This window comes from Pseudomonas sp. PvP001 (assembly GCF_040546375.1).
Lineage (GTDB): Bacteria > Pseudomonadota > Gammaproteobacteria > Pseudomonadales > Pseudomonadaceae > Aquipseudomonas > Aquipseudomonas coleopterorum.
In genome coordinates, this window is the sequence record NZ_JBEPNQ010000001.1 from 3994583 (window position 1) to 4014685 (window position 20103).

Here is a 20103-nt window from a genome sequence, read left to right on the forward strand (position 1 = left end):
GCATTGATCCAAAGTGCGAGGGGGGCTGTGCGAAGAACCATGAAAGTACTCGTTGCGGTAAAGCGCGCCATAGACCCGGACGTGAAAGTTCGGGTGAAAGCCGACGGTTCAGACGTCGAGCTCAATGGCGTGAAAATGGCATTGAACCCGTTTTGCGAGATCGGGGTGGAAGAGGCAATTCGCCTCAAGGAGAAAGGGCTGGCATCTGAAGTGGTGGTAGTGTCGGTAGGCACTTCGGCCGCCCAGGAACAACTGCGTACGGCACTGGCACTCGGTGCTGACCGGGAGCTGCTGGTCGAGACCAGTGCGGTCCTCGAGCCGCTCAACGTCGCCAAGTACCTGAGCAAAGTGATCATTCGGGGAAAGCCGCAATTTATCCTATTCGGCAAACAGGCGATCGACCAGGAAAACAACCGGGTTGGGCAAATGGTCGCGCAGTTGATCGGCAGTGGACAGGCCACTTACGCCTCTGCTGTCAATCAGGTCGACGGGCAATGGGTGGTCGAGCGTGAGGTCGACGGTGGCAGTCAGGTGCTTGCCCTCGCGATGCCGGCCGTGGTGACCTGCGAACACTCGTTTATTAGGAGTTGTTCCGCCGGCAGTGCGCAAAGCGGGGATCAACGTCAGTTCGGTGGCCGAGTTGGTGGATAGATTGAAAAACGTTGCGGGGGTGATTTGATGCGCACATTGGTAATCGCCGAGCACAACGCCGGCGAGTTGACGGCAGGTACGTGGAGTGCCATGACCGCCGCATTGGCCCTGGGTGCCGAGACGGATTTGCTTGTGATGGGCGGGAAGGACGCATCGGCAGTCGCGCATCACGCGGCGCTGGGCCAGGGCCTGGACCGGATATTGCTCGCACAAGGGGCGATGTTCGGAAACGCTCTGGCGGAAAATGTCCAACCGCTGATCACTTCACTGGTGGCCGAGGGGTATACACACGTCGTTGCCGACGCCAGCAGCATGGGCCCCAATGTGCTGCCACGGGTCGCAGCCAGCCTGGATGTCGGCATGCTGTCCGACGTCACCCACGTCGTTTCGACGGACACGTTCCAGCGGCCCATTTATGCCGGCAATGCCATCGCCACGCTGCAGTCCCTCGATCCGATCAAGTTGCTCACGGTCCGCGCCTCGGCCTTCGCCCAGGCCTTGTCCCATCAGCATCGCTGCGAAGTGGTGGCGGTGGAGGTCGGTCAAAGCGCAAGCAACGTGCGCTTCGTGAGCCAACAACTGACGGCCAGCGAAAGACCCGACCTGTCGAGCGCTCGCGTCGTGGTGTCCGGCGGCCGTGGGATGCAGAGCAAAGAAAATTTCGCCCTGATCGAGCGAGTGGCGGACAAGCTGGGCGGTGCCGTAGGGGCCTCGCGTGCCGCAGTAGATTCGGGGTTTGCGCCCAACAATTTGCAGGTCGGCCAGACGGGGAAAATCGTCGCGCCAGAGCTCTACATCGCGGCGTGTATTAGTGGCGCCATTCAACATCTGGCAGGCATGAGTGATTCAAAGATCATCGTTGCGATCAACTAGGACGTTGAATCGCCGATCGCCCAGGTGGCGGATTACATGTGGGCAGCGGATTTATTCGAGGCCTTGCCGGCGCTCGAAAAAAAAGCATTGTGAGTGCCCAGATTTATAAGTTCCGCCAAAGGCGGAGGAGGGCCGAAGGACAAAAATACATAAAGGGTTATCCAATAACTAGAACTTATCCATGCATAACAGTAAATCCCTGCTCCGATGAGGGAACGTTAATTCTTCTGCTGCCCTGCCAATAACTATTAATACAGTACGCGGAGATGCATCATGATGAAGTTGTCCAGTAAAACCTATATCGGCTGGTTTGCCGGCTTGGCGATGGCCGCCGGCAGCCTCATGGCCCAGGCCGAGGAACCTGCGCCTATCCGTATCGGGTGGGTGAATTGGTCGGATACGGAAATAGCTGTAAAGCTGGCCGATACTGCATTGCGCGACCACTTGAAGCAACCGGTCAAATTGGTGCTCGCCGACATTGGCATTCAGTTCCAGGCCTTGGCCAACGGCAATATCGACCTGATCCCGATGGTCTGGCTGCCGAACACGCACAAGGCGTTCTACGACAAATACCAGAACAAGCTCGAAGACCTCGGCGTGCTGTATGAAGGTCGTATCGGCATGGCCGTGCCAACCTCTATTCCTACCAGCGAACTCGCCAGTGTTGAAGACCTCAACAAGCCTGAAGTACGGGAAAAACTCGGCGGAAAGATCCTGACTTCGGAAGTGGGCAATGGCCAATACAAACTCACGGAAAAGGCCATCAAGGAATACAAGCTTGAGGACTACAAGATGGTCGCCTCTTCAGAGTCTGGCATGTTGAGCGAGCTGGATCGCAACCTCAAGCGTGACAAATGGGCATTGATAAACGCCTGGAGCCCTCACTGGATGTTCGCCAAGTGGCCACTGCGCTACCTGGACGATCCAAAGCAGGTTTTCGGTGGGGAAGAACAAATTCACGCGATCGCCCGCAAAGGCTTCAGCGCCGAACATCCTGATGTCGCACACTTCTTCGCCAACTTCAAGATTCCCAAGGCCGACCTTGAGAAGTTGATGTCGAGCGCCCGCGACAGTTCGGCAGACAAGGTCGTTGCAGAGTACTACGTCGCCAACAAACCTCGTTTCGAAGCGATGTTTAGCAGCCCGACCGCTTTCGCGACACCGTCCCAGCAATAGCTGCTGCTGTCCGATGGTTGCGTTGACGTCCTTTGCCCTTTGTGAAGGGCATCGGATGCATCGCCGGACTCTGCAGTAGTCAAGCGTGCTTAGCTGCTGCTGAGGGGGACTAGGATCCGAGTGACTCGTCTAGACCGGTGGTTTAGCAAATGGCAGCTTTCGGCCAATAGGAGCCTATCGCTAATGACTGTACCGATTCGGCTGCTTGTCGGGCTGCCCATACCTCTCGGAACGGATCGGATCAAAACAAAAAAGAAAGCAGATCCCTAGGCCTATGGCCCAGAGGTCTGCTTGCTTTCTGCCTTTATTAAACAGGCGTACTTAGCCCATTCGTCCATCATCGCTCTACGTTTATCAAAAAGATCAGTTCGGAAATAAGCTGCCTCCGCTTTGTCTTGTCGATTATGCGCTAACGCTTGCTCACAGACTTCACGAGGGTAGCTAGTCGATTCTGCCGCCCAGTCCCTGAAGGTCGAGCGGAATCCATGGATAGTGAGGTCTCCACGTTCCAGATACCGTAGCCCCATCAGCATAGCCATATTCGAGAGATGCTTCCCTTTCTGGGTGCTGGGGAACACGTAGGGGTTGTCTTTGATCCTTATCAAGCTGCGCAATACGTCACATGCCGGCTGACTCAAGGGGATCCGGTGCTCCTTGCCAGCCTTCATGCGATGAGCTGGTATTTTCCAAACCGCATTCCTCAGGTCAATCTCATCCCACGTTGCTGCCAAGCATTCATTTGTTCGGCACGCCGTCAAAATGGTCAGCAACATTGCTTTGTAGGTGGGCTCGTGCCTAGCCTTGATGCGGCTGATCAAACCCGGCAGTTCGCGCCATGGCAAAGCAGGATGATGTACGACCGCTTTCACCTTTGAACGAGGTGGAAGAAGCTTGTCCAAATGCCCGCGCCAGCGGGCTGGATTTTCACCGTCTCGGAGGCGCCTTGCCTTTGCTGCATCAAGCACCATCTCCATTCGGTTACGAACCCTTGACGCAGTTTCAGGCTTGGTGTGCCAGATAGGGGTAAGGATCCTCAAGATTTGCTCAGTTGTGACCTCTTCCGTTGGCGTGCCCCCAATCACCGGAAAAGCATAGGTAGTCAGCGTATTCAGCCATTGCTGACTGTGCTTCGCATTCTTCCATCCCGCTTTATGTGCCGCTATATAGTCTTCTGCTACCGTTCTGAAGCTGATAGCGCGCGCCTGCCGAGCTTCCTCGGCAAGTCGCGATGCTTTGCGTTCAGCATCCCTGCTCACCAGCGGATCGATCTCTTGGCTAAGCATTTTTCGATGTTCGGCCGCAGCTTCTCGCGCTTTCTTCAACGTGATCGTAGGAAAACTGCCTAGGCCCATTTCCCGTCGTTTACCCGCCAGTTGGTACCTCAGAACCCAGTACTTCTTCCCGGTCGGTTTGACAACCATTCTGAGACCTTCGCCATCTTCGTAGGTCCCTGAGGTCGTTAGGTTTTCGATTTGCTTCGGGTTGAGTTTACCCATGACGTTGTACTCACATTCCTACAAGCTCGGGAGAATCGTTCCCCCATTTGTTCCCACATTTTTAGATGGATGCAGTGATATCTTACCGGACATCCTCGGACGGTATGATAGGCTGAGAGGCCCGATTTACCTCGCTTCCTCGGACATTGTGGGACAAAACAGGATGAGCCGATGGCGGACTTCTTCACCGCCATATTCGATACGTCAAAAACCCCCGGAGCGCTTAGCGTTTCGGGGGTTTTTGGTTTCCAGGGAAATGATTCAGGTTATTCCCATGGTGAAGAATGCAGACCCAGGACCGCTACGACTGCGGCCCCGTTTAACGCACGAATCCTCACTGCGGTTTGCGAAACCTCAGGGTCATTCGATCGCTCTCGCCAATCGCCTGGTATTTCTCGACGTCACCTGACATGAGTAACGGCGGGAGGGACCATATGCCCTTGGGATGATCCTTCGTATCCTTGGGATTGGCATTGATCTCGCTCTTGGCCTCGAGAACGAAACCGGCGCGCTCTGCCAGCTCGATTACGTACGCTTGCGTCACATAACCCGTGGTGCGCATGCTGTGCATGTCAGCATGTTCTGGAGCCCTGTGTTCCTCGACGCCAAAGATGCCCCCGGGTTTGACCGCCTTGAAGAACGCGGCGACATACTCATGCTCCTGGCCCGCCATTATCCAGTTGTGCACGTTACGAAAGGTCATCGCCAAGTCAGCCTTCCCGGCAGGCGCCACACTGATCTCCCTTGGCGGGTTGATATGCCGAACGATGACCTTGCCGAAGGTTTCAGGCTCGTTGACCAGCCGATCCTCGAACATCTCCAGAATCACGGGCATGTACGACTCGACGCCATCGGGCGAGAAATGCGCCGCATACAGCCGGCCATTCTCGGCCAGATAGGGCGCCAGAATCTCTGTGTACCAACCTTTGCCCGGCAGTATTTCCAGCACGGTCATGTCCGGTTGCAGGCCGAAAAACTCCAGCGTTTCACGCGGATGGCGTGCGGCATTGCGTGCGATGTTGTCTGGGCTTCGGTGGCTACCAATGATCAGCGACTCAAGCGTAGTACACGGCATAGAACATACTTCCATTTGATTTAGTTGTTTGACAGGACTGATCCTAGTAGCATCAAAGGACTAAATCAATCAGGGTTCCTCCGGTGAAGTTGAAATCCTTCGAGCAATTCAATTGCTCCCTGGCGCAAACCCTGTCGGTGATCGGCGAGCACTGGACGCTTCTGATCATCAGGGATGCGTTCTTCGGTCTTACCCGTTTCGATCAGTTTCACAAGAGCCTGGGGATCTCACGAAACGTGCTGACCCTGAGATTGAAAAAGCTGGTCGATGAGGGCGTTCTTCAGAAATCAGAGGGTCCGGGTCATCCGGAATACCGGCTTTCAGAGAAGGGCGCAGCGCTGCAGCCGATCCTCGTTGCCATGACGCAATGGGGCGAGCAGCACATGCCACACGCCGAAGGTGAGCGAATTGTTTTCACCGATTCCCAGAACGGCAAACGTATCAGGCCAGTGTCCATCTGCGCGGATGACGGCCGCGTGCTCGGCCCCGGCGACTTGCGAGCCCAATTCGGGCCTGGGGTAGGGAGTGGCGAGTCTGTACCCCGTCGACCCGTGACCACGGCAGCCGTCTTGAGCGGCTGGATCGGCACCCGTAGCGACAGTTCGGAGCATTGAGCACCCCCATTTCATTTCCCTGCAAAAGGAGCTACTCATGAGCAATTCGAACAAGCCATTGGCCTTGGTGACCGGGGTCGGCCCTGGTACGGGAGCGGCGATTGCCCGACGCTTTGCCGAATCGGGTTATCGCGTGGCCATGCTGGCGAGAAATGCGGAAAGACTGGCGCAGTTGGAACGCGAGATTCCACATTCCATCGCGGTCCCGTGCGACGTGACCCATCACGAGGACCTGGCGAGCGCCATCCAGCGGATCGGAAATCCCGATGTAGTGATCCATAATGCGGTGGGCGGGGCTTTCGGCACATTCACCGAGGTCGATGCAGACGTCCTGCAGCGCAACTTCGAGATCAACACCATGGCGCTCTTTCACCTGGCACGACTGACGACACCGGCCATGATCGAAGCAGGCAGGGGTGCTCTGATCGTCACCGGCAATACCTCTGCGCTGCGTGGCAAAGCAGCCTTCGCAGGTTTTGCGCCAACCAAGGCAGCTCAACGCATTCTGGCCGAGTCCCTGGCCCGAGACCTGGGGCCCAAGGGTATCCATGTCGCCTACCTGATCATCGATGCCGTAATCGATGTGCCTTGGCAGCGCGAACTGCGTCCTGAAGCCCCGGATGATTTCTTTATCTCCCCGGCATCGATCGCCGGCGAGGTCCATCACTTGGCTCATCAACCCAAAGATGCGTGGTCGTTCATAGCAGAGGTACGCCCCTTCCACGAGCCTTGGTAACCACTGCTTCCCTATTAGGTCGCCTTGGATGCCACGACGCTGGGCATCTGTGCCCGTGTCACCAGTGCGATACCGGCGCACACGAGCACCAAGGCGGCCAGATTCTTCCATTCGAAAATGCTCTCGCCCAGAAACAGTGCCGAGAGCGCGGCGCCAAACACCGGCACCAGAAACGCGAACACGCTGACCCTGCCAACCGGATTGTATTTGAGCAGCAGGCTCCACAGCGTGAATGCCACTGCCGACAGCAGGGCCAGGTAAACGAGCAGGAGGGTGGAGGGTGGTGTCATGTCACCCAGAGTGCCGCCAGTGGCATAGCCACCCATGAGCAAAGCCATGCCGCCAATGGCCAGTTGCCAACCGGTCATCACCATCGCATCCATGCGGTGGGAGACGTATTTCCCATAGATGGACGCGGCCGACAGCACGAACGCGGCGATCACGATGAAGCCCTCACCGTGCAGCGACGGCAAGGCATCGAGCGGACCCGCGCCGGCGTTGACGGTCAATACACCGGCAAAACCGAGCAGGCAGCCGACGCTTTTGCGCGTGGACAGTTTGTCGTTCTGATAGACGAAGTGCGCCAGCAGCACACTGAAAAAGGTGGTGGTGGCATTCAGAATCGACGCGCGCAGGCCCGTGGTAAAGGCCAGGCCGATGTAGAAGAACACGTATTGCAGGCCCGTTTGCAGGATACCCAGCAGGGCCACCTGGCCAAACGTGTGTCGGCTCAGGCGCAAGACCGGCTTGCCCATGATGGCGGCGAGCAGCAACAGGCACAGGCCGGCCAGCAGAAAACGATAGCCGGCGAAAATGAGCTTGGACGACACGTCGTGCGGAGCGATCTGGAGCATCTCGTAGCCGTTCTTGATCGCCGGGTAAGAGCTGCCCCACAAGGCACAGCAAAGGGTGGCCAGAAGCAGTACGATTTTAGGGTCTGAGAGAAACTGCGATACGTTGCGTGCGGCAGGTGCGTTCATGGAGTGACCCACGATTCGACGACGGACAAAGTGTTTTCAGTGCGCAAAACACACGGGCCACTGGCGCGTTCGCGTTCAATCGGAAAGGTTTCGGAGTGGGCAGGCAGTGATAAGTCCATCTGGGCGATCTCCATGATCTTATTTTTATGGATGTGCAGTAATACCCTCTGATAAGACATCGTACAAGCAGGTAGATGTTCGTAGGCCTGATGACAGTGAGCGCGGATGTGCCGGAATAAAAAAACCAGATCTACAGGCTGGCAGCCCGGGGATCTGGTTTATGTCGGCTTTTATCAACAATCCGGATCTTGCGTAAGCTTAAGCGCAAAACGCCCACACTCGGCGGGCATTGAGTTTGCGCTCAGGCAACCAGGCGATGTACCGCAGCGGCGATCTCATCTCCGTGCTCCTGCTCTGCCTTGCGTAGCTCGTACGCTGTTTGTAGGTTGAGCCAGAACTCTGGAGTGGTATCCAGGCAGATGGCCAAGCGCAGAGCCATGTCAGCAGAAACGCCGCCTCGCTCAAGTAAAATGTTATTTACGGTAGGCGTGGAGACATTCAAAGCACGGGCCAAGGCAGCAGCGCTAAATCCCATCTCGCTCTGGAAGTCCTCGCGAAGAACCTCGCCAGGATGTACCGGTCGCATGCCATTCTTGAACATGATGCACCTCAGTGATAATCGACAATTTCAACGTTTGCGGGGCCGCTTTCGGTCCACGTGAAACAGACTCGCCATTGCATGTTGATACTGATGCTGTGCTGTCCCCGTCTGTCACCCTCTAGGGAGTGAAGTCGATTTCCAGGCGGTGACCGCAAGTCTCGAGGCTCGTTTGCTGCAACCAGTGCAGCCAGTTTTAGCTTCGCGACTTGCTTGATGTCGGGCCGACGCCTGGTTCTGCCAGTGGTGAAAAGCGCTTACGTGTCGGCACATGCAAAGCTTCGGATCATGGCTTGAATGCTTAACGTTATTTGTTAAGGTCGAGTGTGCGCCCTTCAACGTTATATTCAAGTGATCGTTGACTGAGCAGGTGCTCCTGCGGGCCCAGGCAGCCTGTTGCACGGTGGTATTGAAAGTACCGGAGGCATCGGTGACCACGAACACCTCGAAACCTTCAACCAGCGCCGACAAGGTCGGGAACGCCACGCACACATCGGTAACCACGCCGGCGATGATGATCTGCTTGCGGCCCGTGGCCTTGATCGCCTTGACAATAGTGGGCGCCTACAAACCCTCATGGGTTCTTGCGCAATCATTCGGTAGAACACTTTCGACACCAGGGTATTTCTGAAAACTGGCCCTCATGCAGCAGCACTCCGCGCCGATAAAGTCTTACAAGACCAACAATTCCAAACATTGCGGATGCATCCCCTATGCTGCAGACCATTCAAGCTCGCTATACCGCTACCTTCGTCGGCTTCGTGCTGCTGATCGCCGTGCTCACGGCGGTCGGTATCAACTACTTGATCACGCCCAGCCTGACGAGCACCGATGAACGCAAGCTGGTCACTGAAGCGGGGGAAATCAGTGCCGTGATCAAGGGTGAACTGGCACGGGTGCAGGCGCAGCAGCGCGTGATCACCGAAACGGTTCCGCAACTGGACAGCGACAGTATCGACCGCCTGCTACCCAGCATGGTCAACCAGTACGGAGAGTCGAAGGTATTCGGCGGTGGCATCTGGCCTCTGCCGAACAAGCGTACCGAGGGCCGGGCCAAGCACAGTACGTTCTATCATCGAGATGCCAGCGGCAAGCTCATCGTCAATACGCACTGGAACTCGCCCGAATCGCAGAATTACTTCGAGCAGTCCTGGTATCTGGGTGGGCTCAAGGCCCCCGCAGGGCAGTGCAATTGGGCGGCCGCCTATCAGGATGACGCCAGCCCCGAGCCGCGCACCAACTGCGCGATGGCCATCACCAAGGAGGGCGCCGCCTATGGCGTGGCGACCGTCGACGTGACACTGGGCTTCTTCAATGACCTGATCGCCCAGAAAGAACGCGAGATCAACGCCGAGCTGATGATCGTTGAAAGCGACGGCAAGGTCCTGAGCAACCAGCCGGAGATCCCCGGCAACATCGTACTCAAGAACCTCGGCGACCTGGCCGGCCAGTATCCTTTCGCCGCGGCCTTGCAAGGCTTGCTGAAAACCCCGGGTGCCACGCGCTCGACGTTCACGGGCAGCAGTGGCAAGGAGTACACCCTGTTCCTCCTGCCTGTCGAAGGCACGCCATGGAAGATGGCGGTGGCGCAGCCCACCGAGGTGCTGACGGCGCAGAGCAGCCATGTGCTCAAGACCCTGGCTATGCTGCAGATACCGATGGTGGTCATCATGCTGCTGGTGATCGTCTTTGCCCTCAGGCAACTGATGAACCGGTTGGCGGTTCTCAAGACCAATATCGATACGTTGTCGGCGGGTGATGCCGACCTGACCAAGCGCATTGTGATCCGCGCCGAGGATGAAGTGGGCGCGGTAGGCCACTCCATCAACCGCTTCATCGTCTACTTGCAGAAAATGATCACAGAAGTGTCGGACTCTTCTTCGTTGATCGCCGAGGGGATCGAACAACTGCGCGGGCAGTCCCGTGGCACCAACAGCATCCTGACTCGCCACGCCAGCGAAACCGATCAGGCCGTGACCGCCATCACCGAAATGAGCTCGACCGCCGATGACGTCGCCCGTAATGCGGCGCAAACGGCGAGCATGACGCAGGTCGCGAGCGAAAAGGCTCGCCATTCCAAAGTGGTGGTGGAGGATGCGTCCAGCAGTGTTCGCGAACTGATTTCGGAAGTCGAAGAGGCGACCAGCAAGGTCAGGGCGATGGAGCACGATGCCCAGCGGATCAACTCCGTGCTAGGCGTCATCGGCGATATTGCAGGGCAGACCAATCTGCTCGCGCTCAACGCGGCAATCGAAGCGGCACGGGCAGGTGAACAAGGGCGCGGTTTTGCCGTGGTTGCGGATGAAGTCAGGGCGCTTGCGGGGCGCACCCAGACCAGCACCTCGGAGATCAACGAAATGCTCACTCGTCTGCAGCACGGTGTGAGTGCCGCAGTGGTGGCGATGGAGAACACCAAGGAGCGTTGCCAGGCCACGGTCGACAAGACGTCCAGGGTCAACGAAGGCTTGGACGGGATGACCGAGTCGGTGGTGCGCATCAATGACCTGAGCACTCAGATAGCCACGGCAGCCGAAGAGCAAAGTGCTGTCAGCGAAGAGATCAACCGCAACATGGTGGCGGTGCGGCAGATCGTCGATGAACTGGTCGCCGGTGGCGCGCAGAGCGAGAGCAGCACTTCGGCACTCGCCGCGTCCAACGCCAATCTGATCGCGGTCGTTCGACGCTTCAAGGTGTAAAGGTCGGGCCTGCCTCCGTGGGTGCAGGCCGCATCCTCGAGTATTCAGATCACCGGGCTGGTCGTGTAGGGGCTGCTTGCTTGCATACCGAGCAGCTCGTTGGCCTCGACGCAGTTTCGACCTCGTTTTTTGGCGCGATAGAGCAGCCGATCCGCCTCTTTCAGGGCGGCGGTGTAGGCGTCTTGTTTCGGTGCAGTGATTGCCACGACGCCCAGACTTACCGTGACGTTGCCCAGCGGGCTGGCTGAATGCGCTATGCGGGCATCGAAGATGGACTGCCTGACCTTTTCGGCCACGCTGAGCGCGCCGGCGAAATCCGTTTCGGGCAATAGGATCACAAACTCTTCGCCACCATACCGCGCTGCAAGATCGCCCGCTCGCTGCACGGCGGCGCCGATAAGGCTGGCCACCTCCACAAGGCAGTCGTCACCCCGGACATGCCCGTAGTGGTCGTTGTATTGCTTGAACCAATCGATGTCCAACAGGATGATGGCGAGCGTCGACCGATTGCGGCTGGCGCGTCCCCATTCCTGTTGCACGGCAACGTCGAAGCGGCGCCGATTGGCCAGGTGCGTCAGACTGTCGGTCTGCGCGATGATCTCCAGTTCGTTCTGGGCGCTCTGCAACTCGCTTTCCGCGGTGATCAGTTGCTGGATCTGCTTGTACAACAATACGCTCAACACGATCAGCGCCAGGCAGATCAGGGCCAGTATCCCCACCGACCGATAGGCATACGCCCACCAGGGCGCGAAGACGTGGTGAGAGGACACGCCGGCAGCCGCGACCATGGGCAGACCGGCCACGCGACGGTAGGCATAGATCCTTTCCACGCCATCCACCAGCGATTTGGTCACGGCAATACCGCTGTCGCTCTGGGGAAGGTAGCGCGAGAAAATCTCGCCCTTGGCCAGATTGGTGGTCATCAGCGCGGTGAGGGTCGGGCGTCGAGCCAGCAGATCGCCGTTGTTGAGCGCCAGGAAAATCACGCCCTGATCGTCTACGTCCATTCGCTCGAAGAAGTTCTGGAAATAAGCCACCGGCACCGTGGCCAGTACCACGCCGGCAAAACTGCCGTCCGGACCATCGATGCGTCGGCTGATCGGGATGACCATGTCGCCGGTGAGGCGACTTTTCACGATGGAGCCGATTTGAACCGACCTGTCCGAATGGTCGCGGTGATAGATGAAATACGATCGATCACTGTTGTCGTTGCTTTGCAGTCCTTGGGAGAACGAATTGACTATCCAGTTGCCTTGGGCGTCGTAGATGAAAAGCCCCTGTATGGATTCCATGTCCGCCACGTCCTGAGCCATCAGCTTTGCCAGGCGATCTCGCTCACCAATGGCCAGGCCGTCGTGCTCCACGCGTTCCACAAGATCGCGTAGGGTATTGTCGGCCTGGCGCACGGTATCCTGTGCTTGCTGTTCAGCGGCACGAACGACGTTCGACACGGCCACCTTGGCGGTCGCCAGACGTTCCAGCCTGGACAGGTTCATTTGCCAGGCCGTCGCCAGGATCAAGGACAGGCACACCAGCGCAATGAAACCGATCAAGGCTTTGCTCAGCGACGACGGCGAAAGTCTGGCGGGGGTGAAGTGACGTAATTTCATATTGGTGTCATAGGATTGGCGGCGAACCGGACCGATGCAGTTTTCGTACCGATCGGCCGAGTTCATGCGAGCGGTGGGTGGAAATGGACGCCCATGCGCAAGGCCTTGTGTTGCCTGCCATACGCCTGAAACCGGCACTGTCGACCAACGCCCGGTGCCATAGGGTCATGCAGTACCGCTAATGATTGCGTGGCGGTACAATCATTTAGAAGTACGAAGCTGCGCACTAAGTTGTTCAATCAGGATTAACCTGTATAACAACTTGTATAAGAATTTGTATTGAAGCTGTTACATGTCAAGAGCGATGCGAACAGCAATCAACCCGTCGGGACTTTTCATCAGATAGAATTTGTTTATTCAACCCTGGTGGCCTGAAAGGTGTACCCTTAACACACATTTATCAGAATCTACACTCATGTCACCTGAAACCGGAGCGAGCCAGAAGATCTCAGCAGCCTTGGCGCATCGGGTTGGCAGCCTCGTTGACAATTTTCAAATCGCCGATGCGATCATTTCCATGTTCGAGGATATCGATGCCACCCTCACGCCAATCATTGGGCCGAAAGGCGTTGCTGCTTTATACCGTCGCAGCCTGTTCTTGTGCATGTCGACGCATCCGGATTATGCAGAAAGATACAAGGGACTCGCAGCTGCGATGAACCTGACGCAACTACGTTCACTCCTGAGCGAGCAAGAAAAGACAGATGCAGTCATGTTTAGCGAGCAATTGCTGAAGACATTCTACGAGCTCCTCGCCACCCTGATCGGACGATCACTGGCTGCACGATTGCTACTGGACGTGTGGGGAAATTTTCTGAGCGGCCCAGCTCCGCAGGACACACCACAATGAGTACCAAAGTCACCATCAACCGCCTCAAGACCGGCGTGCCAGGCTTCGATGAAATCCTCGGCGGGGGGCTACCCGAGTTTTCGTTCAACCTGATCGCAGGTCCACCTGGATGCGGGAAAACCACGCTGGCGCATCACATGATGTTTGCCTTGGCGACGCCTGAACGTCCGGCCATTTTCTTCACCGTGCTGGGCGAGCCGCCGCTCAAGATGCTGCGCTATCAGCAGCAGTTCGATTTCTTCGACGAGGAAGCGGTCAATACGTCGATCCGCTACGTCAACCTGGCAGACGATACCCTCGCCGGTGACCTGGACGAGGTCCTTCGACGCATTGTCAGCGAGGTGGAAACCCATTCCCCTGCGTTGGTGTTCGTCGATTCGTTTCGGTCGGTGGTGTTGGCCAGCGAAACGGAATGCAATCCGAACAACAACCTGCCTCAGTTCGTGCAACAGCTGGGCATGTTGATGACCACCTGGCATGCCACGACGTTTCTGCTGGGCGAGTACTTCAACGAGCTGGACAGCAACCCCATCTTCACCGTGGCCGACGGATTGATCTGGCTTCGCCAAAGCGTCCAGCGCAACTCGATGGTGCGCAAGATGGAAATCATGAAGATGCGCGGGCAACCGACGCTGCCGGGTTTGCATACGTTCCGTATCGGCCAGGGCGGCGTCACTGTGTTTCCACCGGCCTCGGTAGGCAACCAGCAAAACGATGCGCTCTTCCAGGGTGGCGTCGCGCAACGATTGGGTATGGGCGTGGCCCATCTGGACGAGATGCTGGGCGGTGGCCTTCCTCAGGGCTACTCCCTGTTGGTTGCCGGCCCTTCGGGTTCAGGCAAGAGCCTGCTGGCGGCGGCGTTCCTCGAGGAAGGCGCGCGTTGTGGCGAGAAAGGTGTCATGGCGGTCTTCGAACAACGGCCCAGCCACCTGCGCAGCGCGGAACTGACTCGCCTGATCCAGAACGATCAGGTCGGCGTAGTCGATCGACGCGTGCCGGATCTGTCCATCGATGAAATCGTGCAGCAACTGTTCAGTGAGATTCAGCGGTTGGGTGCGACCCGGGTGGTCATCGACTCGTTGTCAGGGTTCGAACTCGCCGTTGCCCCGGCTTTCCGGGAGGATTTCCGCGAGTCGTTGTCGCGCATGGTCAGTGCGCTCACCTCGACCGGGGTCACCGTGTTGATGACTTCCGAGCTTGAAGATCGCTACAACGATCTCAGATTCAGTCCTTACGGAACGGCGTTTCTGACCGATGCAATCATCGTGCAGCGGTATATCGAAGTCGACAGTCGTCTGCAGCGCATCATGGCCGTGGTCAAGGTCAGGGCCAGTGCGCATTCGGACGAGCTGCGGATGTATCGCATCGATGACAACGGCTTGCAAATCGGGGGTAGGGTCCAAGGCCAGGAGGGACTGCTGGGTGGCCGGCCGACTCGACGCCATTGTTCGACGTCACCTGCTGGAGAAGATATCTCATGAGAGCACCTAGTGAATGAGTCGAAGGGAGCAGACGCGCGTGAAAACAAGGACGAGGCTCATAAGCTAGCTTTCACCGATCCAAGGAAGAAGCGCCAGGTGCTTGCCCATCTGGCTGCGCTGCAGCGCGAACTTCTTGAAGCAGAAACGGTTGCTGGCAATGGCGTGCACATACAGCTATTGGTGGAGGCCAACCAACGGCTGGTCCGCGCCGCCCTGGCAGTGCCTGATCTTCCATCGGTGCAGGAACCCGCCACACTCAAAAGCCTGCAGCAAGAAATGCAGGAAGCCAACGAACACCTGGTCCTGGCGGCGCTCAGGGCCCAAAAGCTTCAGGCCGATGCTGAACACGCATTGTCGCAGCAGAGAAATGCGCTGACATCGGTGGTGCATGAAATGCGCAACCCGCTGACACCGATCAGTATGCTGGCCCAACGCATGCGCATGACGCCCAGTTGTGATGTTCCGCAGATGGGCGTCCTGATCGAAAATCAGGTCAAGCACCTGTCACGGATGATCGAGGACTTGCTGGATATCTCCCGCGGTAAGCAGGGGGAAGCTGAGCCTGAATTGCACACCGGTCGATATCGTTCCCATCCTTCAGGAAGCCGTCGACAGCTGTGCCTCCCTGATACTGTCCAAGACGTTGACATTCGATGTTTCACTTCCGGCGACGGAAGTCATGGTGAACGGCGACCGTGTCCGCATCATGCAGATCTTCACCAACATCATTACCAATGCGGCGAAATACACACCGCGAAACGGAATGATCGCGTTGATATGTACACCGGCCGAAAAAAACCTTGCCGTCGTTGTATCGGACAATGGCATAGGCATCCCGTCGAGCCTGCTGCCTCGTATATTCGATCCCTATGTCCAGGACGTGGAAGCCATCGGCTTCGACGGCTCGGGCTTGGGTATCGGGCTTACCGTGGTTCGGGAACTGGTGGATGCGCACGGTGCGCGTATAACTGCGCACAGTGACGGTCCAGGGCGGGGTAGCCAATTCACCGTTACCTTCCCGATCATCGACAGATAGCGCTTTTTCCCTTCGTTTCGATTGACTCATCAGGCAGGTTGACATGAACACAGAAACCGACAAGAACGCCGAGAACGCTGACGCGCCAAATACCCCAAACGATCCGATCGTGCAGAAGGAAGTTGGCAAAGGCCTCACGGATGATGAGCGTGTCAGTCGAGAAGCCGAACCTGAAGGGGAGGGGGCAAGGGTGGAACTCGGTCCCGCAGATCTGGACCGACTTCCAAAGAACTAGCAGCCCCCGCGTGTCAGTTCAGTGGGTGGCTCAGCGCGTTCACTCGATGTCCTCATAGGGCAGGCCGACGTAGTTTTCGGCGATGCTCTGACGTCCAGCGACCGACCCCACGAAGTAGTCCAGTTCGGTTTGCTGGATGCGCTGGCCGAAAGCATCGGTATCGGGAAAGCGATGCAGCAGCGATGTCATCCACCAGGAGAAGCGTTCAGCCTTCCAGACCCGGCGCAGGCAGATCTGCGAGTATTTCTCCAGCAGATCGGTGCGCCCCTCGCCATACACCTTGAGCAGAATGCGATACAAGGTGCTGACGTCACTGGCCGCCAGATTCAGACCCTTGGCGCCGGTGGGCGGAACGATGTGGGCAGCGTCGCCGAGCAGAAACAGGCGACCGTACTGCATCGGTTCGACCACGAAGCTGCGCAACGGCGCGATGCTTTTTTCGATGGAGGGGCCGGTGACCAGCCGCTCGGCGATAGGCGGCGGCAGGCGGAGCTTGAGCTCGTCCCAGAAGCGCGCGTCCGACCAGTCCTCGACCTTTTCCTCGGCGCCGACCTGCACGTAATAGCGCGTGCGGGTGGCTGAGCGCATGCTGCACAAGGCGAAGCCACGCTCGTGGTTGGCGTAGATCAGCTCATGATTGACCGGCGGGGTGTCGGCGAGAATCCCCAGCCACCCGAAGGGATAAACCCGCTCGAAAATCTTCAGCGCCTCGGCTGGAATCGCTTGTCGCGACACGCCATGAAAACCATCGCAACCGGCAATGTAATCGCAGTCCAGGCGAACCGTCTCGCCGTTGCGCTGAAAGGTCACATAAGGGCTGTCGGTTTTCATGTCATGGGGCTGAACGTCGTCGGCATCGTAGAGCGTCAGCGCGCCCACGGCGGCGCGGGCTTCCATCAGGTCACGGGTGACCTCGGTCTGGCCGTAGACCATCACCGTTCTGCCCCCTGTCAGCGCCTTGAGATCAATGCGTTCACAGCGTCCGTCGAACGCCAGCTCGAAGCCGTCGTGGACCAGGCCGCGGGCGTCCATGTGCGCGCCGACCCCTGCTTCACGCAGCAGGTCGACCATGCCTTGCTCCAGCACCCCGGCCCGAATCCGGGAGAGGATGTAGTCGGGATTCTTGCGTTCGACGATGACGTTGTCGATGCCAGCACGATGCAGCAGTTGCCCGAGCAAAAGGCCGGACGGGCCGGAGCCGATGATAGCGACTTGGGTTTTCATGGAGAGCTGTCCTCAGGTGTGCCACTGGGGCACGAGGCCTCACAGCGCACTTTTTATTGTTGTCTCCGGTATTTTTGATGACTGAACTTGAGATAAGAAGGCAATATTCGGCATATTCCATGGACTTTCGGTGGATCGTCCCAAGGCAAAGCCAGCGATGTCGAAATCCTCAGCGATACCTGTCCCGGTGTTCAAACTGTATGGCGAAACCGGCGCCTGGCCGACGCCCGACCTGATTCACTGCGAGTCGATACCCGCGCGCAGCCAGCTTCACGGCTGGGAAATAAAGCCTCATCGACACGGTGATCTGGTGCAGCTCCTGTACGTGCAGGCCGGGCAGGCGAGCCTGAAAGTGGAGGAGGTGATCAATCACGTCGATTCGCCTGCTCTGCAAGTCGTTCCGGCGCTGAGTGTGCACACCTTCAAGTTCTCCGAAGACATTCAGGGCTACGTACTCAGTCTGGCGCAGCCGTTGGCCGAGCAACTGGGCAGCTTGCTCAACAGTCCGGTGCTGACCACTGCGGCCTGTTATCCGATCGGTACTGACCGCCGCTATCTGGACACCCTGTTTGCAACCCTGGCCCAGGAATACAGCCAACAGCAGGCCGGCCGCGACGCGATGCTGCAATCGCTGATCACCGTGCTGTCGATCTGGCTCAGTCGCCGCAAACAGGCGCTGTCCTTGTCGCACGCCGCGCAACCGGACCGGGGCCGGGAGTATCTGCAGGACTTCACCCGGGCATTGGAACTGCGCTTTCGCGAGCATTTGCCCATCGACCACTATGCCGCCACCCTGGGGATCAGCAGCGCTCACCTCAACGCCCTGTGCCGGCGCCTTTCAGGGCAATCCGCATTGCAGATGATCAACCAGCGCCTGTTGCTCGAAGCCAAGCGCGACCTGGTGTACACCACCATGACCATCGGCCAGGTGTCCGACCGCCTGGGGTTTTCCGATCCCGCGTATTTTTCGCGTTTTTTCAAGCGCGGCACGGGGCAGTCGCCGAAGCAGTTTCGCGTGCGCGATCCGAGTTACACGTTGCAGCCAGCCGAGACTTCTCGCTAATATTGCGAATAGTTATCATCTACGGATAGGCGTACTGGCTGATGGGGACGCACAACTCGTTCGAACAGGATGTCGAAGTCCTCTATGTGCGACATCACAGCTGGCTCAAGGGCTGGCTCCAACGCCGTCTGGGCCAGGCTGCGGATGCCGATGACCTGGCTCAGGACACCTTTGTGCGGATCATCCGTTCCCGCAATCCGGTCGATGAACTCAAGCAGCCGCTGGCGTACCTGGCGACGATTGCCAACAGCCTGCTGGTCAATCGCTGGCGACGCCTGGCCGTCGAGCGCGCCTATGCCGAAGCGCTCGCCACACAGCCCCAGCACGTCGAGCTGTCTGCCGAGCAACGCTACCTGCTGATCGAAACCCTCACCGAAATCGACGCACTGCTGCAGGGTCTGTCGCCACGTGTCCGGGAGATCTTTCTGCTCTCGCAGCTGGATGGGATGACCTACAAACAGATCGCTGCCCAGTTGGGGCTCAGCGTGAATCAGGTGCAGAAGTCCATGCTCAAGGCATTCAGCCGCTGCTACGCCAGTCTGTTCGAGTGAAGCCCGTGTCTGCACGCCGCACCTCAGAGTCGCCGATCCGTGCCGAGGTGCGAGATCAAGCACTTGCCTGGTTCACCCTGAGCCAATCCGGCGACATCAGTGAAACCGATCTACAGCAACTGCAGCGCTGGCGACAAAGCGACAGCGAGCATGAGCGCGCCTGGCAGCGCATGACAGGTCTGACCGATGTCATCAAGAACCGCGCCCAGGCGCTGGAAAGCCCCGTCGCGCGCCGCGCCTTGCAACAGACCCGTTACGTCAGTGGCGACCGACGCCAGGCATTGAAAATATTGATCGGGGCCGGGCTACTGGGGGCAGTCGGCTGGCAGACAAAGGACGGCCATTGGCTGCAATCGGCTCTGGCCGATCTGAGCACGGCAACCGGTGAGCGCCGCCGCCACCGGCTGGCCGACGGTACACAGTTGTGGCTCAACACCGATAGCGCAGTGGACATCCGCTTTGACGCTCATGAGTGGCGCATCCTCGTGCGCTACGGTGAGGTGGATATTCTCACCGGTAGCGATTCGGCTCTGCGACCTCTGCTCGTGCAAACGCGTGATGCTCTACTGCGTCCGTTGGGCACGCGCTTCACCGTACGCTGCGACGAGGCGGGATCAGGCACACTGCTGTCAGTGAGCAGCGGTCGCGTGGCGGCGTCCATGCCCGGCAACCTGGCGGAGCAGATCGTCGAGGCGGGTTATCAGGCCCGCATCACTCGCGGAAGCATTTCCCACCCCCAGCCGATCAACGCGGCCAGCCTTGCCTGGATCGACGGCTTCATCGTGGCCGAGCGCATGCGGCTGGGCGATTTCGTGGCGCAATTGGCGCGCTATCGCAGCGGTGTCCTGCGCTGCGATCCGCAGGTGGCCGATCTGCTGCTTACCGGCTCCTACCCACTGGACGACAGCGAACGGATCCTCTCGCTGCTCGAGGACAGCCTGCCGGTGAGCATCGTGCGCCGCACGCGCTACTGGGTCACCGTGACGGCACGGGGTTCAGCCTGATTTTTTTTCAAACGGGGGGCAGTTTTTCGATTCTCGATTGGCCTGTGGATATCCCCGCCATGTAGGCGGCCTTTTCAGCCCTTCCGGAAACACT

The 20103-nt window shown here is 58.2% G+C and carries 17 protein-coding genes and 5 pseudogenes; 14 read left to right on the plus strand and 8 right to left on the minus strand.

Annotated elements, in window-relative coordinates:
- Positions 1-39 precede the first annotated feature (39 nt).
- The 3 genes and pseudogenes from ABMD26_RS18365 to ABMD26_RS18375 all read left to right on the plus strand — a co-directional run bounded on the left by ABMD26_RS18365 (position 40) and on the right by ABMD26_RS18375 (position 2700).
- Positions 40-679: pseudogene (locus ABMD26_RS18365) on the plus strand (electron transfer flavoprotein subunit beta/FixA family protein).
- A pseudogene (locus ABMD26_RS18370) lies at positions 679-1617 on the plus strand (electron transfer flavoprotein subunit alpha/FixB family protein). Before ABMD26_RS18365 ends, ABMD26_RS18370 begins: the two co-directional pseudogenes overlap by 1 nt.
- Positions 1618-1797: 180 nt before the next feature.
- Positions 1798-2700 (plus strand): glycine betaine ABC transporter substrate-binding protein, encoded by a 903-nt coding sequence (locus ABMD26_RS18375; protein ID WP_354311144.1) that lies wholly within the window; start codon positions 1798-1800, stop codon positions 2698-2700.
- Between the two features lie 272 nt (positions 2701-2972).
- On the opposite strand, the gene ABMD26_RS18380 is transcribed toward ABMD26_RS18375, so the two are convergent.
- Both ABMD26_RS18380 and ABMD26_RS18385 read right to left on the minus strand, forming a co-directional pair.
- A complete protein-coding gene (locus ABMD26_RS18380; RefSeq protein ID WP_354311146.1) occupies positions 2973-4196 on the minus strand; it encodes a tyrosine-type recombinase/integrase in 1224 nt (407 codons plus the stop codon).
- 334 nt (positions 4197-4530) lie between these two features.
- Positions 4531-5151, minus strand: coding sequence for a class I SAM-dependent methyltransferase (locus ABMD26_RS18385; RefSeq protein ID WP_354311148.1), 621 nt, complete (start codon positions 5149-5151; stop codon positions 4531-4533).
- A gap of 203 nt (positions 5152-5354) precedes the next feature.
- On the opposite strand from ABMD26_RS18385, the gene ABMD26_RS18390 reads away from it, so the two are divergent.
- The gene (locus ABMD26_RS18390; protein WP_354311150.1) at positions 5355-5885 is read left to right on the plus strand and encodes a winged helix-turn-helix transcriptional regulator; all 531 of its coding nucleotides are present in this window, start codon (positions 5355-5357) and stop codon (positions 5883-5885) included.
- Between the two features lie 37 nt (positions 5886-5922).
- Positions 5923-6621: an SDR family NAD(P)-dependent oxidoreductase gene (locus tag ABMD26_RS18395; RefSeq protein WP_049862113.1), complete on the plus strand. Its 699-nt coding sequence runs from the start codon at positions 5923-5925 to the stop codon at positions 6619-6621.
- Between the two features lie 14 nt (positions 6622-6635).
- Here the strand turns inward: ABMD26_RS18395 and ABMD26_RS18400 are convergent, their stop codons facing one another.
- The 4 genes and pseudogenes from ABMD26_RS18400 to ABMD26_RS18415 all read right to left on the minus strand — a co-directional run.
- Positions 6636-7601, minus strand: coding sequence for a DMT family transporter (locus ABMD26_RS18400; RefSeq protein WP_354311153.1), 966 nt, complete (start codon positions 7599-7601; stop codon positions 6636-6638).
- Between the two features lie 361 nt (positions 7602-7962).
- Positions 7963-8262, minus strand: coding sequence for a HigA family addiction module antitoxin (locus ABMD26_RS18405; protein WP_043185531.1), 300 nt, complete (start codon positions 8260-8262; stop codon positions 7963-7965).
- Between the two features lie 8 nt (positions 8263-8270).
- Positions 8271-8549 (minus strand): annotated as a pseudogene (locus tag ABMD26_RS18410) (type II toxin-antitoxin system RelE/ParE family toxin).
- 88 nt (positions 8550-8637) lie between these two features.
- A pseudogene (locus ABMD26_RS18415) lies at positions 8638-8811 on the minus strand (isochorismatase family protein); the annotation flags it as partial.
- Between the two features lie 161 nt (positions 8812-8972).
- On the opposite strand from ABMD26_RS18415, the gene ABMD26_RS18420 reads away from it, so the two are divergent.
- Positions 8973-10955, plus strand: a complete 1983-nt coding sequence (locus tag ABMD26_RS18420; protein WP_354311155.1) for a methyl-accepting chemotaxis protein — start codon at positions 8973-8975, stop codon at positions 10953-10955.
- Positions 10956-10999: 44 nt separating this feature from the next.
- Here ABMD26_RS18420 and ABMD26_RS18425 read toward each other — a convergent pair whose 3' ends face one another.
- Entirely contained in the window at positions 11000-12565 is a 1566-nt protein-coding gene (locus ABMD26_RS18425; RefSeq protein WP_354311157.1) for a sensor domain-containing diguanylate cyclase, read from the minus strand.
- A 415-nt stretch (positions 12566-12980) separates the two neighbouring features.
- Here ABMD26_RS18425 and ABMD26_RS18430 point away from each other — a divergent pair, with 415 nt between their 5' ends.
- The 5 genes and pseudogenes from ABMD26_RS18430 to ABMD26_RS18450 all read left to right on the plus strand — a co-directional run bounded on the left by ABMD26_RS18430 (position 12981) and on the right by ABMD26_RS18450 (position 16167).
- Positions 12981-13415 (plus strand): hypothetical protein, encoded by a 435-nt coding sequence (locus ABMD26_RS18430; protein ID WP_049862110.1) that lies wholly within the window; start codon positions 12981-12983, stop codon positions 13413-13415.
- Positions 13412-14896: a DUF7125 family protein gene (locus ABMD26_RS18435; protein WP_122743629.1), complete on the plus strand. Its 1485-nt coding sequence runs from the start codon at positions 13412-13414 to the stop codon at positions 14894-14896. The genes ABMD26_RS18430 and ABMD26_RS18435 overlap by 4 nt, the downstream gene beginning before the upstream one ends.
- A gap of 420 nt (positions 14897-15316) precedes the next feature.
- Positions 15317-15388: pseudogene (locus ABMD26_RS22260) on the plus strand (hypothetical protein); the annotation flags it as partial.
- A 214-nt stretch (positions 15389-15602) separates the two neighbouring features.
- Entirely contained in the window at positions 15603-15932 is a 330-nt protein-coding gene (locus ABMD26_RS18445) for a sensor histidine kinase (RefSeq protein WP_354311842.1), read from the plus strand.
- 43 nt (positions 15933-15975) lie between these two features.
- Positions 15976-16167, plus strand: a complete 192-nt coding sequence (locus ABMD26_RS18450; protein WP_122743627.1) for a hypothetical protein — start codon at positions 15976-15978, stop codon at positions 16165-16167.
- Positions 16168-16206: 39 nt separating this feature from the next.
- Here the strand turns inward: ABMD26_RS18450 and pobA are convergent, their stop codons facing one another.
- Entirely contained in the window at positions 16207-17391 is a 1185-nt protein-coding gene (pobA, locus tag ABMD26_RS18455; RefSeq protein ID WP_049862106.1) for a 4-hydroxybenzoate 3-monooxygenase, read from the minus strand.
- 157 nt (positions 17392-17548) lie between these two features.
- On the opposite strand from pobA, the gene ABMD26_RS18460 reads away from it, so the two are divergent.
- Genes ABMD26_RS18460 through ABMD26_RS18470 form a run of 3 tightly spaced genes read left to right on the plus strand, consistent with a single transcriptional unit; the run spans position 17549 to position 20009 of the window.
- Positions 17549-18454 (plus strand): helix-turn-helix domain-containing protein, encoded by a 906-nt coding sequence (locus tag ABMD26_RS18460; RefSeq protein WP_134723304.1) that lies wholly within the window; start codon positions 17549-17551, stop codon positions 18452-18454.
- A gap of 41 nt (positions 18455-18495) precedes the next feature.
- Entirely contained in the window at positions 18496-19005 is a 510-nt protein-coding gene (locus tag ABMD26_RS18465) for a sigma-70 family RNA polymerase sigma factor (protein WP_049862104.1), read from the plus strand.
- A gap of 5 nt (positions 19006-19010) precedes the next feature.
- Positions 19011-20009, plus strand: coding sequence for a FecR domain-containing protein (locus tag ABMD26_RS18470; RefSeq protein ID WP_240050138.1), 999 nt, complete (start codon positions 19011-19013; stop codon positions 20007-20009).
- Positions 20010-20103: the final 94 nt, after the last annotated feature.

Excerpts from the sequence above, each read along its gene's own strand:
- ABMD26_RS18400 (WP_354311153.1), bottom strand. The coding sequence starts at position 7,601 with ATGAACGCACCTGCCGCACGCAACGTATCGCAGTTTCTCTCAGACCCT.
- ABMD26_RS18405 (WP_043185531.1), bottom strand. The coding sequence starts at position 8,262 with ATGTTCAAGAATGGCATGCGACCGGTACATCCTGGCGAGGTTCTTCGC.
- ABMD26_RS18450 (WP_122743627.1), top strand. The coding sequence starts at position 15,976 with ATGAACACAGAAACCGACAAGAACGCCGAGAACGCTGACGCGCCAAAT.
- ABMD26_RS18420 (WP_354311155.1), top strand. The coding sequence starts at position 8,973 with ATGCTGCAGACCATTCAAGCTCGCTATACCGCTACCTTCGTCGGCTTC.
- ABMD26_RS18380 (WP_354311146.1), bottom strand. The coding sequence starts at position 4,196 with ATGGGTAAACTCAACCCGAAGCAAATCGAAAACCTAACGACCTCAGGG.
- ABMD26_RS18445 (WP_354311842.1), top strand. The coding sequence starts at position 15,603 with ATGCAGATCTTCACCAACATCATTACCAATGCGGCGAAATACACACCG.
- ABMD26_RS18460 (WP_134723304.1), top strand. The coding sequence starts at position 17,549 with ATGTCGAAATCCTCAGCGATACCTGTCCCGGTGTTCAAACTGTATGGC.
- ABMD26_RS18425 (WP_354311157.1), bottom strand. The coding sequence starts at position 12,565 with ATGAAATTACGTCACTTCACCCCCGCCAGACTTTCGCCGTCGTCGCTG.
- ABMD26_RS18395 (WP_049862113.1), top strand. The coding sequence starts at position 5,923 with ATGAGCAATTCGAACAAGCCATTGGCCTTGGTGACCGGGGTCGGCCCT.
- ABMD26_RS18465 (WP_049862104.1), top strand. The coding sequence starts at position 18,496 with ATGGGGACGCACAACTCGTTCGAACAGGATGTCGAAGTCCTCTATGTG.
- ABMD26_RS18375 (WP_354311144.1), top strand. The coding sequence starts at position 1,798 with ATGATGAAGTTGTCCAGTAAAACCTATATCGGCTGGTTTGCCGGCTTG.
- ABMD26_RS18435 (WP_122743629.1), top strand. The coding sequence starts at position 13,412 with ATGAGTACCAAAGTCACCATCAACCGCCTCAAGACCGGCGTGCCAGGC.
- ABMD26_RS18385 (WP_354311148.1), bottom strand. The coding sequence starts at position 5,151 with ATGACCGTGCTGGAAATACTGCCGGGCAAAGGTTGGTACACAGAGATT.
- ABMD26_RS18430 (WP_049862110.1), top strand. The coding sequence starts at position 12,981 with ATGTCACCTGAAACCGGAGCGAGCCAGAAGATCTCAGCAGCCTTGGCG.
- pobA (WP_049862106.1), bottom strand. The coding sequence starts at position 17,391 with ATGAAAACCCAAGTCGCTATCATCGGCTCCGGCCCGTCCGGCCTTTTG.